At 68.9% G+C, this 11587-nt stretch carries 19 protein-coding genes and 1 tRNA gene; 4 read left to right on the forward strand and 16 right to left on the reverse strand.

Annotation, left to right across the window (positions count from 1 at the left end):
• Nucleotides 1-18: 18 nt before the first annotated feature.
• The 4 genes from ABZ848_RS24145 to ABZ848_RS24160 form a co-directional block, all read right to left on the reverse strand.
• A complete protein-coding gene (locus ABZ848_RS24145) occupies nt 19-906 on the reverse strand; it encodes an RNA polymerase sigma factor SigF (RefSeq protein ID WP_360835007.1) in 888 nt (295 codons plus the stop codon).
• 316 nt (nt 907-1222) lie between these two features.
• A complete protein-coding gene (locus tag ABZ848_RS24150; protein ID WP_360835009.1) occupies nt 1223-2089 on the reverse strand; it encodes an RNA polymerase sigma factor SigF in 867 nt (288 codons plus the stop codon).
• Nucleotides 2090-2213: 124 nt separating this feature from the next.
• Nucleotides 2214-2507 carry a Dabb family protein gene (locus ABZ848_RS24155; RefSeq protein ID WP_360835011.1) on the reverse strand — a complete coding sequence of 98 codons (294 nt, stop codon included), beginning with the start codon at nt 2505-2507 and terminating at the stop codon, nt 2214-2216.
• A gap of 20 nt (nt 2508-2527) precedes the next feature.
• A complete protein-coding gene (locus ABZ848_RS24160; RefSeq protein WP_242768096.1) occupies nt 2528-2704 on the reverse strand; it encodes a hypothetical protein in 177 nt (58 codons plus the stop codon).
• A 473-nt stretch (nt 2705-3177) separates the two neighbouring features.
• Here ABZ848_RS24160 and ABZ848_RS24165 point away from each other — a divergent pair, with 473 nt between their 5' ends.
• Both ABZ848_RS24165 and ABZ848_RS24170 read left to right on the forward strand, forming a co-directional pair.
• Nucleotides 3178-3375: a hypothetical protein gene (locus ABZ848_RS24165; RefSeq protein WP_360835013.1), complete on the forward strand. Its 198-nt coding sequence runs from the start codon at nt 3178-3180 to the stop codon at nt 3373-3375.
• A gap of 1 nt (nt 3376) precedes the next feature.
• Nucleotides 3377-3826 carry a hypothetical protein gene (locus ABZ848_RS24170; RefSeq protein WP_360835015.1) on the forward strand — a complete coding sequence of 150 codons (450 nt, stop codon included), beginning with the start codon at nt 3377-3379 and terminating at the stop codon, nt 3824-3826.
• A gap of 46 nt (nt 3827-3872) precedes the next feature.
• Here the strand turns inward: ABZ848_RS24170 and ABZ848_RS24175 are convergent, their stop codons facing one another.
• The 6 genes from ABZ848_RS24175 to ABZ848_RS24200 form a co-directional block, all read right to left on the reverse strand.
• The gene (locus ABZ848_RS24175; protein ID WP_360835017.1) at nt 3873-4226 is read right to left on the reverse strand and encodes an AAA family ATPase; all 354 of its coding nucleotides are present in this window, start codon (nt 4224-4226) and stop codon (nt 3873-3875) included.
• Entirely contained in the window at nt 4174-4383 is a 210-nt protein-coding gene (locus tag ABZ848_RS24180; RefSeq protein WP_360835019.1) for a zeta toxin family protein, read from the reverse strand. Before ABZ848_RS24180 ends, ABZ848_RS24175 begins: the two co-directional genes overlap by 53 nt.
• Before the next feature lie 87 nt (nt 4384-4470).
• Nucleotides 4471-4555: transfer RNA gene (locus ABZ848_RS24185), tRNA-Ser, on the reverse strand.
• Nucleotides 4556-4620: 65 nt separating this feature from the next.
• Complete coding sequence (gene tadA / locus ABZ848_RS24190) at nt 4621-5046, reverse strand: tRNA adenosine(34) deaminase TadA (RefSeq protein WP_360835021.1); 426 nt, start codon at nt 5044-5046, stop codon at nt 4621-4623.
• A gap of 65 nt (nt 5047-5111) precedes the next feature.
• The gene (locus ABZ848_RS24195) at nt 5112-5639 is read right to left on the reverse strand and encodes a hypothetical protein (protein WP_360835212.1); all 528 of its coding nucleotides are present in this window, start codon (nt 5637-5639) and stop codon (nt 5112-5114) included.
• 240 nt (nt 5640-5879) lie between these two features.
• Nucleotides 5880-6074, reverse strand: a complete 195-nt coding sequence (locus tag ABZ848_RS24200; protein WP_360835023.1) for a hypothetical protein — start codon at nt 6072-6074, stop codon at nt 5880-5882.
• Nucleotides 6075-6168: 94 nt separating this feature from the next.
• On the opposite strand from ABZ848_RS24200, the gene upp reads away from it, so the two are divergent.
• Entirely contained in the window at nt 6169-6804 is a 636-nt protein-coding gene (upp, locus tag ABZ848_RS24205) for a uracil phosphoribosyltransferase (RefSeq protein WP_360835025.1), read from the forward strand.
• A gap of 93 nt (nt 6805-6897) precedes the next feature.
• On the opposite strand, the gene ABZ848_RS24210 is transcribed toward upp, so the two are convergent.
• Both ABZ848_RS24210 and ABZ848_RS24215 read right to left on the reverse strand, forming a co-directional pair.
• A complete protein-coding gene (locus ABZ848_RS24210) occupies nt 6898-7548 on the reverse strand; it encodes a LytR C-terminal domain-containing protein (RefSeq protein ID WP_360835027.1) in 651 nt (216 codons plus the stop codon).
• Between the two features lie 112 nt (nt 7549-7660).
• Complete coding sequence (locus ABZ848_RS24215; RefSeq protein WP_003999914.1) at nt 7661-7957, reverse strand: type II toxin-antitoxin system VapB family antitoxin; 297 nt, start codon at nt 7955-7957, stop codon at nt 7661-7663.
• Nucleotides 7958-8063: 106 nt separating this feature from the next.
• Here ABZ848_RS24215 and ABZ848_RS24220 point away from each other — a divergent pair, with 106 nt between their 5' ends.
• Nucleotides 8064-9635, forward strand: a complete 1572-nt coding sequence (locus ABZ848_RS24220) for a helicase HerA-like domain-containing protein (RefSeq protein ID WP_360835030.1) — start codon at nt 8064-8066, stop codon at nt 9633-9635.
• 22 nt (nt 9636-9657) lie between these two features.
• Here the strand turns inward: ABZ848_RS24220 and ABZ848_RS24225 are convergent, their stop codons facing one another.
• From ABZ848_RS24225 to ABZ848_RS24240, 4 genes are all read right to left on the reverse strand, one after another.
• Entirely contained in the window at nt 9658-9780 is a 123-nt protein-coding gene (locus ABZ848_RS24225; RefSeq protein ID WP_360835032.1) for a hypothetical protein, read from the reverse strand.
• Between the two features lie 47 nt (nt 9781-9827).
• Nucleotides 9828-10142, reverse strand: coding sequence for a hypothetical protein (locus tag ABZ848_RS24230; protein ID WP_360835034.1), 315 nt, complete (start codon nt 10140-10142; stop codon nt 9828-9830).
• A gap of 66 nt (nt 10143-10208) precedes the next feature.
• The gene (locus ABZ848_RS24235) at nt 10209-10874 is read right to left on the reverse strand and encodes an HdeD family acid-resistance protein (protein WP_360835036.1); all 666 of its coding nucleotides are present in this window, start codon (nt 10872-10874) and stop codon (nt 10209-10211) included.
• Between the two features lie 60 nt (nt 10875-10934).
• Nucleotides 10935-11528: an HhH-GPD-type base excision DNA repair protein gene (locus tag ABZ848_RS24240; RefSeq protein WP_360835038.1), complete on the reverse strand. Its 594-nt coding sequence runs from the start codon at nt 11526-11528 to the stop codon at nt 10935-10937.
• Nucleotides 11529-11587: the final 59 nt, after the last annotated feature.

Raw genomic sequence — 11587 nt, forward strand, 5'->3', positions numbered from 1 at the left:
CCCTGAAGCGCTCTTGGCTCAGTCGGAGATGAGGCCCTCACGCAGCTGCGCCAGCGTGCGGGTCAGCAGGCGGGAGACGTGCATCTGCGAGATGCCGACCTCCTCGCCGATCTGCGACTGGGTCATGTTCGCGAAGAAGCGGAGCATGATGATCTGCCGCTCGCGGGGCGGGAGTTTGGCCAGCAGCGGCTTCAACGACTCGCGGTACTCGACGCCTTCGAGCGCCGTGTCCTCGTAGCCGAGCCGGTCCGCGAGGGAGCCCTCGCCGCCGTCGTCCTCCGGGGCCGGCGAGTCCAGCGAGGACGCCGTGTACGCGTTGCCGACGGCGAGGCCGTCGACCACGTCCTCCTCGGACACGCCGAGCACGGCGGCGAGTTCGGGGACGGTGGGGGAGCGGTCCAGTTTCTGCGAGAGCTCGTCGCTGGCCTTGGTGAGGGCCAGACGCAGCTCCTGGAGGCGGCGCGGGACGCGCACCGACCAGGAGGTGTCGCGGAAGAACCGCTTGATCTCGCCGACGACCGTCGGCATCGCGAACGTCGGGAACTCCACGCCCCGTTCGCAGTCGAACCGGTCGATCGCCTTGATCAGGCCGATCGTGCCGACCTGGACGATGTCCTCCATCGGCTCGTTGCGCGAGCGGAAGCGGGCCGCCGCGTAGCGCACCAGCGGGAGGTTGAGCTCGATCAGCGTGTCCCGGACGTACGCGCGCTCGGGGCTGTTCTCGTCCAGTGCGGCGAGCCGCAGGAAAAGGGAGCGGGACAGGGTGCGGGTGTCGATGGCTCCCGAGGACGGGAGGGCCGGGGCCGGTACGGCCTCCAGGGCCGTGACGTCGTCGAGAACGGCGCCGGGCGCGGAGTCGCTCTTCGTGAGCGTGAGCACCTTGGAGCTGCCCTGGTCTGCGGACATGCCACCCCCTCTGGGTCGCGGGACGGTCGCGGCCGAAGCTCCCCTCGGCGAGGAGTTCAGCCTTCACCTGAATACCGGAGCCGAAGCCACGGCAAACGCGTTGGCGGAAGAATGTCACATGTCGGCAACACGCTGTAGTGACATGTCGACATGCGAGATGCGAATCGGCCCTGGAAAGAGGGGGTCTGAGCGTTTTTCAGCCCAGAACTGTCGGGAACAGCCCTGGTGAGCGATTCGCTCGCGCCGGTGACAACTCGATCCTGCTTGCGAACTGCGGTGTTCCGCGAGTGATTCCGCGCGTGCGCCCGTGCGCCTCTTATGCCTCGATCCGATTCGCGGATCGCAGCCGCTGGAAGCTACGCGCGAGTAGCCGCGATACGTGCATCTGCGACACTCCGAGTTCGGCGCTGATCTGGGACTGGGTGAGATTGCTGTAGTAGCGCAGCAGAAGGATCCGCTGTTCGCGCTCCGGGAGTTGGACGAGGAGATGGCGGACGAGGTCGCGATGCTCGACGCCGTCCAGGGCCGGGTCCTCGTAGCCGAGCCGGTCCAGCAGTCCCGGCAGTCCGTCGCCCTCCTGGGCGGCCTCCAGGGACGTCGCGTGGTACGAGCGGCCGGCCTCGATGCAGGACAGCACCTCGTCCTCGGAGATGCGCAGCCGCTCGGCGATCTCGGCGGTGGTCGGGGTGCGCCCGAAGGCGGTGGTGAGGTCCTCGGTCGCGCTGTTGACCTGCACCCACAGCTCGTGCAGCCGGCGCGGTACGTGCACGGTCCGTACGTTGTCCCGGAAGTACCGCTTGATCTCGCCGACCACGGTCGGCATCGCGAAGGTCGGGAACTGCACGCCCCGGTCCGGGTCGAAGCGGTCGATCGCGTTGATGAGGCCGATGGTGCCGACCTGGACCACGTCCTCCATCGGCTCGTTGCGGGAGCGGAAGCGGGCGGCGGCGTAGCGCACGAGCGGGAGGTTGGCCTCGATGAGCGCTCCCCGTACCCGGTTGTGCTCCGGCGTGCCGGGCCGGAGCCCCTTGAGCTCGCCGAAGAGCACCTGGGTGAGCGCCCGGGTGTCGGCGCCGCGGCTGCGCTGCGGTACGGCAGGCGCGGCTTCCGTGGCCTCCTGGGGAGGCGCAGTACTGGCCGACACGGTCAACGCCACCTCTTTATCGGTCAACTCATCCGTCAAAAGCGGTCATAGCATCACAAGACATGTCCACTGTGTGCAAGCACCGCATAACGCATCGTTGCTCCGTGTTGAGACGCAGAACAGCCTCCCGCCGTTCCGGCGGGAGGCTGTGGAGCGCGGTGGCTCAGTACTCGTAGTCGGCGATCACCCAGGTGGAGAACTCCTTCCACAGGGTCACGCCCGCCTGGTGCTCCGGGTGCTCGACGTAGGCGCGCAGCGCGGCCGCGTCCTCGAACCCGGAGTTGATCGCGAAGTCGTAGGCGATGGGCCGGTCGCTGAGGTTCCAGCCGAGCTCCCAGAACCGGATCTCGGGGATCTTCCCGTCCAGCGACCGGAAGGCGTCGACGCCCTCCAGGACACGCGGGTCGTCACGCTCGACGCCGTCATCGAGCTTGAAGAGGACGAGGTGGCGGATCATGTGTGCTCCTGGGCTCCGGGCTAGTGGGCGCCGTCGGCGATCCAGCTGAAGAAGTCCCCGATGGCCTTGGCGGCGTCCGAAATGCCCTCGAACCCTATCTGGACGTAGTCGGCGGCCTTCGCCGGGTCCTTGATGATCACGTACATCACGAAGACCACGAGCAAATAGACGGCGATCTTCTTCGCGTTCACCGCCATCGCGGCCTCCTGTGTGACTGATGTGCCCCTAGGGCCCCCTGTTGCCGGGCGCGAGTGTAACCTTCACGCCCCCTTTAAGGACCAACGGCCCGCAGGTGAAGGGCCTTCGGCGGCTCCGGAGCGGCGCTCCGGGAGAGACCATGGAGACATGCCCAGCGGAACTGGCAGGAATCCGCAGGGCCGGAACGGACCCCACTGCGGGGTACGCGCCGCCGCTCTCCCCCGTCGGCGACGCGCACTTGCGGGTCCGGAACGCACGAAGGGCCCCGTCTTTCGAGGGGGCCCTTCTAGGGAGCACAGAGGCGCAGATGTCAAGCCTCCGGCGGAGAGGTGACCCGGAAGAGGGAAGTCTTGCGTTCACTCGTCCTGCTGCCCACAATTATCCATCACTATGATCTGAATATCGTTTATGTCGCATAGAAAGAACAAAGCCGGCATCGGTGGGCGAAATGGATCAGGGTTCTTTGATAGCGGTGGCTTCCATCGTCGTGGCGGCGCTCGGGGGAGCGGCGGTTGCCCTGAGGATCACCTTCAATCGGAGGAACCAGACGGGCAACGGTCCGATCACGATCGTGACCTCGAAGGGCACGGGGATCACCGCTGCAGGTCGCGACGTCATCCACGGCCCCGATCCGTCAGCAGGGCCCGGTCAGCAGGGCGGGACCAACTGACGTGGAACAACCAGCTCCCCTGAGCCAACAGAGCCCGGGCAGTGGAACGGGGTCGGCTGACACGGAAAAGGTCCGGGTCAACGTATCCGGCACTGGAAACGTCACCGCAGGCAGAGATGTCTTCCTTCACGGTGACGTCTACACGATCTCGAAGGCAGAGAAAGCTCTGACCAGAGCCGACAAGGAGGACATAGCCGACGCTGTGATCGCAGGGGTGCGCAGCGGGTACATAGCCCCCTACGTCGCGGCGGAGATCGCAGGTGCGGCGCCCGCCCGACGCCGCCGGACCGGATCCTGGGGCGTCCTCGTATGGCCCGGCGTGGCCGTCGCGTTCATGCTGGTGGCGGCGCTGTCTCAAGTGAACGTGGACTGGTTGCGGACCAGGAACTATTTGATCACCGGTGGCCTGGTGTGGCTGGCGTGGGTGTCAGTCAAACGGGGTTGGTGGTAAGTCCCTGCGGGTCAGGGCTGATGCAGGTCGGCTTCCATGACCGCGATCACGCCCGCAACATCGCCGTCGTGGAGGAGGTGCGGTTCGTCTCCCGAGGGGGGTGAACCGCGCCCGGTACCGCCGAAGATCGCCCTCGGAGAAGTAGATCGAATTCGGATCGTCCGCGTGGAACTCGTTGCGCTTTGCGGATGCGCGCCCAGAGTTGGTCATGGTCGGCCGCGAGATGGATCAGCACAGGGATGGCACCGGAGTCGACGGCGATGGCTTGCCATCCGGCCCGGTCTTCCGGGATCCAGAAGCCGTGGTCGACGACGACGTCGTGGCCGGCCTCGAGCAGATCCCTGAGTTCAACCTGCCACGCCTTCGAGCACCGGTCGCTCAAGGGCGGGGAATGTGCCACGAGGGAAGTCGACCCCGTAGACGCCGTGCTGGCGGTACGTCTCTTCGTCCGGGCACAGACGAACGAACCCGTGATCATTCAGGGCGCGGGAGAGCGTGGTCTTGCCGGAGCCGGGCAGCCCGGCCATCAGGACGCAGAGCGGTGGACGTGGCGACATCCGTCTCGTCAGAGTCTGGGACTCGGTTCCCGTGAGACGGAAGACCACGAGGGGCCCGGTCCACGGACCGGGCCCCTCGTCTACCTGCGGTAGCGGAGGGATTTGAACCCTCGGTGACTTGCGCCACACTCGCTTTCGAGGCGAGCTCCTTCGGCCGCTCGGACACGCTACCGAGAGAGACCTTACAGCACGCCAGGCCATGCTTTGAAATCGGTATTCGGGGAAGGGGGAACGGGGTCAGCGGTCCCGGAAGAAGTCCGTGAGGAGACGGGCGCACTCCTCGGCGAGCACGCCCTCGATCACCTCGGGCCGGTGGTTGAGCCGCCGGTCGCGTACGACGTCCCAGAGGGAGCCCGCCGCGCCGGCCTTCTCGTCACGGGCGCCGTAGACGACCCGGTCCACCCGGGACTGCACGATCGCGCCCGCGCACATCGTGCAGGGTTCGAGGGTGACGACGAGCGTGCAGCCCGTAAGCCGCCACTCGCCGAGGTCGGCCGCGGCCCGGCGGATCGCGAGGACCTCGGCATGCGCCGTCGGATCGCCGGTGGCCTCGCGCTCGTTGTGCCCGGCGCCGAGCACGGTCGTACCGTCCGCGGCCAGCACGACGGCACCGACGGGGACGTCCCCGCCGGCCCGCTCGGCCTGGTCCAGGGCGAGCCGCATCGCGGCCCGCCAGCGGTCACGTACCGGGTCCGGTGTGCCCGGTCCGCCGGCTTCGGTCGCCGGTGTCAGCGGACGGTCTCCAGGACCTCCGAGGCACCCAGCGCCTCGGCGATCGCGCTCAGGGCGTCCTCGTCCAGGGCGCGCAGCTCCTTGGCGCTGACACCGAGGTCGTCGAGGATCTCGACGTCGCCGACGGGGCTGTGCGGCACGGACTCGGCGGAAGGGGCGTCGTCGTCGCCGTCCTCCTCGTCCTCGCCGTCCTCGGTCCCGTCGAGGTCGAGGGCGTCCAGGTCGGGGCCGTCGTCACCGGGCTCCCGGCCGAGCAGTTCGTCGGTGAGCAGGATCTCGCCGTAACTGCTGCGGGCAGCGGCGGCGGCGTCCGAGACGTAGATACGAGGGTCGTCCTCGCCGTCGATCCGGACCACGCCGAACCACGTCTCTTCCTGCTCGATGAGTACGAGCACCGTGTCGTCCTCGGCCGAGGCCTCCCGGGCGAGATCGGCCAGATCCGACAGGGTCTCCACATCGTCGAGCTCTGTGTCGCTCGCTTCCCACCCGTCTTCGGTGCGCGCGAGCAGTGCGGCGAAGTACACCGTGACTCTCCCACTGGTCATAGGCGTGCCGGTTGGGGGTCCCCCCGGCGGAGGCTTGGGCGGGGAGAGCTGTGCTCCGAGCCCCGCCCACTCGGAATCGTGGCAGAAACAAGGCGTTCAGGGGACGTCTTCGGCTCCCTGTGTCCGCCCGTTTTGATCGACCACCAGCGGGATCGTACGCGGCAATCATGAGACGCATGCACCCGGTTGGCGTTACGACGGCTGTGAGGCGGCTTACGTCTACCAGCGGAAGGTGCGCATGCGCATCGCGTGTCGCATGCGGGCGACCTTGGCACGCCTGGGCTGTACCCGGTCCCGCAGCTCGCGGGCCTCGGCGAGATCACGCAGGAACTGCGCCCTGCGGCGCCTGCGCTCGGCGTCGGTCTCCGACCGCTCCTGTTGTGACGCGTCCCCTCGGGACCCGGGCTCGGCCATAAGCTCACCACCCCGCTGTGTCCCTCCCACTTTCCCTCTGATGGGCGGTTTGATGCCAGCGCGAGCCTCACCTGGGCGCGGTTACTGTTAGGGCATGCGTCTCCACGTCGTCGACCACCCTCTGGTCGCCCACAAGCTCACCACGCTGCGCGACCAGCGCACCGACTCCGCGACCTTCCGCCGTCTCGCCGACGAGCTGGTCACCCTGCTCGCCTACGAGGCCACGCGCGACGTGCGCACCGAGCAGGTCGACATCACGACGCCGGTCGCCTCGACGACGGGCGTCAAGCTGTCCTACCCGCGCCCGCTGGTCGTGCCGATCCTCCGGGCCGGCCTCGGCATGCTGGACGGCATGGTCCGCCTCCTGCCGACCGCCGAGGTGGGCTTCCTGGGCATGATCCGCGACGAGGAGACGCTGCAGGCGTCCACGTACGCCTCCCGCATGCCCGAGGACCTCTCCGGCCGTCAGGTGTACGTCCTGGACCCGATGCTGGCGACGGGCGGCACGCTGGTGGCGGCGATCCAGGAACTGATCAAGCGCGGTGCGGACGATGTGACGGCGGTGGTCCTCCTGGCCGCCCCCGAGGGCGTCGAGGTCATGGAACGCGAGCTGGCGGGGACGCCGGTGACAGTGGTGACGGCGGCGGTGGACGAGCGGCTCAACGAGCACGGCTACATCGTGCCGGGCCTGGGAGATGCCGGGGACCGTCTCTATGGGGCTGCGGAATAACGCCTTCGCGCCATAGGGGTGCGGTTGTGTGGCGGCTGCGGGTTCGTCGTGGCTTGTCGCGCAGTTCCCCGCGCCCCTAAAAGCAGCGGCGCTTCAGCAGCTCTTCTTGGAAGCAGTCGGCGTCGGCTGCGGATGTCCCAGCGCCGCCAGCGCCTTGTCCGCCGCCGCCTTCGCCGTCAGATTCTTGAACGCCGTGCCGATGATCAGGTCCACGTCGGTGCCCTTGCGCGCCGCGTCCGTACGGCGCTCGGCGGAAGCCAGCTGCGTCGCCAGCACCGGCAGTGACGTGTTCAGGGACGACGACGGGCCCAGCAGTATCCCCGCGCCCTTGACCTTCTTGTCGAACTCCTTGCTCGCGTTCCCCACGTCACCGATCTTGAAGCCCCGCTTCTCCAGTTCGTCCGCGGTGTCCTTGGCCAGCCCGCTGCGGGGCGTGGCGTTGTAGACGTTGACGGTGATCTGACCCGGCTCGGGCAGCGCGGCGGTGGACGTGGAAGCGGACGCGGACGGGCTCGCCTTGGTCGCGCAGTCGGCCTTGGGCCCGGCGGCCGACGCCTTCTTGCCGCCCCCGGTGAAGACGTCGATGAGCTGCAGCGTGCCCCAGCCGATCACGCCGAGCGCGACCACGCAGGCCACCATGGCGAGCACGAGCCTGCCGCGCCGCCGACGCCGTCGCATGCGCGGGTACTTGTCCCCCGTGATCCGGTATTTGCCGCCCATGCCTGGGGGAGTCAGCATGCTCATGGGCGCAGCGTAGTGCGCCTGAGCGGCGATGCCTACTAGATGATCATTCGACGCCACGCAGGTGAACCCGAAAGGGCCAAGCCCTTTCCGACAGGCCCTCGACGCGGGCGGGTCAGTCCAGTTCGAGCACGCGTGCGTGCAGCACCTGGCGCTGCTGGAGCGCCGCCCGGACAGCCCGGTGCAGGCCGTCCTCCAGGTACAGGTCGCCCTGCCACTTGACCACGTGTGCGAACAGGTCGCCGTAGAAGGTCGAGTCCTCGGCCAGGAGTGTCTCCAGGTCGAGTTGCCCCTTCGTCGTCACGAGCTGATCGAGGCGGACCGGGCGCGGCGCGACGTCCGCCCACTGCCGGGTGCTTTCCCGGCCGTGGTCGGGGTACGGCCGGCCGTTTCCGATGCGCTTGAAGATCACACGGAAAGCCTACCGGTCAAGACGTTCCGGGCGCAGCCATGGAGACGGAGTGCGACGCTGGAAAAGATGCCGTAAACAGGGGCAAAAAGGGAACAGAGGGTCTGACATGAGCGACCGCGAGACCATGCCACCGGCAACCGCGCCCGAGGCTCCGGGCAGCGCTTCCGCTCTCCCGCGGGAGGCGCTGGAGATCGCGTCCGGGTATGCCTTCACCGGTCCGGCGCTGGACCTCGGCGCCCTGATGTGGGCCGAAAACTGCCTGTCCGACGCGCAGATCCGCATCCCCCTGCCCATGCTCAACCGGCACGGACTCGTCGCGGGCGCCACCGGCACCGGCAAGACCAAGACGCTCCAGCTGATCGCCGAGCAGCTCTCCGCGCAGGGCGTGCCGGTCTTCCTGGCCGACATCAAGGGCGACCTGTCCGGGATCTCCGCCGCCGGGCAGCCGAACGACAAGGTCCAGGGCCGTGCCGCCGAGGTCCACCAGGAGTGGACGCCGACCGGCTTCCCGGCGGAGTTCCTCGCGCTCGGCGGATACGGCCACGGCATCCCCGTACGGGCCACGATCACCAGCTTCGGCCCGGTCCTGCTCTCCAAGGTGCTCCAGCTCAACCAGACCCAGGAGCAGTCCCTCGGCCTGATCTTCCACTACGCCGACACCAAGGGCCTGGAGCTGATCGACCTCAAGGACCTGCGGGCGGTCGTGGCCTTCCTCACCTCCGACGAGGGCAAGGCGGAGCTGAAGAACATCGGTGGTCTCTCGACGGCCACGGCGGGGGTGATCCTGCGCTCGCTTACCGCCTTCGAGGCGCAGGGGATGGCCGACTTCTTCGGGGAGCCGGAGTTCGACACGAGCGAGTTGCTGCGTGCGGCGCCGGACGGGCGGGGCGTCGTCTCCGTCCTCGAACTGCCCGCCGTACAGGACAAGCCGCAGCTGTTCTCGACCTTCCTGATGTGGCTGCTCGCGGATCTCTTCCACGATCTGCCGGAGGTCGGCGACGCCGACAAGCCGAAGCTGGTCTTCTTCTTCGACGAGGCGCATCTGCTCTTCAACGACGCCTCCAAGGCCTTCCTGGACTCGATCACGCAGACCGTCCGGCTGATTCGCTCGAAAGGGGTCGGTGTCTTCTTCGTCACGCAGACCCCGAAGGACGTACCGTCCGACGTCCTCGCCCAGCTCGGCAACCGTGTCCAACACGCGCTCAGGGCTTTCACGCCGGACGACCAGAAGGCCCTCAAGGCGACCGTGAAGACCTTCCCCGACTCCGCCTACGACCTGGAGGAACTCCTCACCGGCCTCGGGACGGGCGAGGCCGTGGTGACGGTCCTGAGCGAGAAGGGCGCCCCGACCCCGGTCGCCGCGACCCGCCTGCGCGCGCCCGAGTCCCTGATGGGGCCGGTCGAGGGCACGGCCCTGGACCAGGCGGTGAAGTCCTCGCAGCTGTACGGACGTTACGCACAGGCTGTGGACAGAGAATCGGCGTACGAGAAGCTGACCACCGCGCCGCCGAAGCCGCAGGAGACACCGGAGGCCGAGTCCAAGGCCAAGGAAGAGCCGTCCATGGTCCAACAGGTCGTCGGCAGCGGCATGTTCAAGTCCCTGGCCCGCTCGGTCGGCACCCAGATCGGCCGCGAGATCACCCGCTCCCTCTTCGGCACGGCCCGACGGAGGCGCTAGCCCCCGCCGGGCCTGCGCGCACTCAGCGGCCCTGTTTCTCCGTGGGCTGCTTGGGGTGTGGTTTCTTCTCGGTGGGCTTCGGTGCGTTGCGGGCGGCCTCGGCGCGCAGCAGGGCGCGCAGGACCGCGTACGGGTCGGTGGGCATGGCTGTGTTCCTTGCGTCGTGACTGACCTTTCCCGGAGCGGGGTCCGTCAGCAGCGCAGGACGACGGTGCGCAGGCAGCGCAGGGGGTACGACGGCCCCGGCACCGCGGGCCGGGGGCGGCCCGGCGCGGCGTGCGGCGCGGGGGCCGGGAGAGGCGCGGGGCGCAGGGGTACGGCGGCCCGGCGGACGGCGTCGGCCGGTGGCCGTACGGCCGCGTCCAGGGCGTCGTACTCGACGGTCTCCACGGACGCGACCGGCGCCGCGTGCACCTCGGTGTGGGCGCCCGGCACCAGCAGGGCGAACAGCAGCACGAGCACCCGCAGCCAGGTGCGGCTGTGCGGGAGACGGCGTGCGGTGCTCACGGGAGGTGGTCTGCCCCCGACACGCCCGTCGTTCAGCACGTCGGGGGCGAGATCCGCCCGTACGGGCTACATGGACCAGGGAATCTCCCGGGCCCGGCCCCGGATGCGGATCGCTGTAATGATCTCGACGACACCGACAGCGACCAGCCAGATGCCGCCGACCAGGGTGAGGACGGCGACGGACTCGAAGGGGGAGTCGATCAGGACGATGCCGGCGACGAAGGTGAGGACGCCGAGGAAGATCTGCCAGCCGCGGGCCGGCATGGAGCTGTCGGAGGCCGCGGCCAGGGTCTGGGTGATGCCGCGGATGAGCCAGCCGATGCCGATCCACAGGGCGAGCAGCAGGATCGAGCGCATCGGGCCGCGCAGACAGAACAGTCCGAGCAGGATCGACAGGGCGCCGCTGATGAAGGCCAGGACGCGCAGCGAGGTCGACCTGTGCGTGCCGAACGCGGCGATCAGCTGGAAGACGCCGCTGAACAGGAGGTAGAGGCCGAACAGCACGCCGGCCGCGAGGAGGGAGGCGCCCGGCCAGACGAGGACCAGGACGCCCAGGATCAGGGAGGCGACGCCGGTGAGCAGGACGACCTGCCAGGCGGCCTTGGACAGAGCGTGCAGGGGGCCCTCGAAGGGCGGTTCGGGCGGCAGGGCGCCCGTCGCGGGTCCGGCGGCGTGGACCTTCCGGTCGTCGAACTCCGGACCCCAGGACGAGGTATTCGGCGGGTCGGTCATGCTCCATGCTTGGACCGGCCGGGGCCGTGGCGCCACCCCTGGGACCCACCCGGCTGACGGCTACTTCCCGGCGGCCTTCGCCGCCTTGGCCGCCGCCTTCATCTCCTGCTTGTGCGCACGCACCTTGGCCAGCGAGTCGGGGCCCGTGATGTCGGCGACGGAGCGGTGGCAGCCCTTCTCGCCGTAGGCGCCCGCCGCCTCCTGCCACCCCTTGGGCCGTACGCCGAGCTGCTTGCCCAGCAGCGCCAGGAAGATCTGCGCCTTCTGCCTGCCGAAGCCGGGCAGCTCCTCCAGACGGCGCAGCAGCTCACGGCCGTCGGTGACGCCCTTCCAGACCAGCTCTGCGTTCCCGTCGTAGTGCTCGACGAGGTACTGGCACAGCTGCTGGATCCGCTTGGCCATCGAGCCCGGGTAGCGGTGCACGGCCGGCTTCTGCGAGAGCAGCGCGGCGAAGGCCTCCGGGTCCTGGGCGGCGATCTCGTGCGCGTCCAGGTCGTCCAGCCCGAGCCGGTCGGCGATCGTGCGCGGCCCCTTGAACGCCCACTCCATCGGGACCTGCTGGTCCAGCAGCATCCCGGTCAGCGCGGCGAGCGGGGAACGCCCGAGGAGCTCGTCGGCCTCGGGGTCCTGGGCGAGGTGCAGGGTGACGTCCATGACCCCGATCATCCCCCTTTCACGGCTCGCGTACGATTCCACCACCGCTTACTAAGGTA

It is taken from the genome of Streptomyces sp. NPDC047081, from assembly GCF_040643775.1.
In the GTDB taxonomy this organism is placed as follows: Bacteria; Actinomycetota; Actinomycetes; order Streptomycetales; family Streptomycetaceae; genus Streptomyces.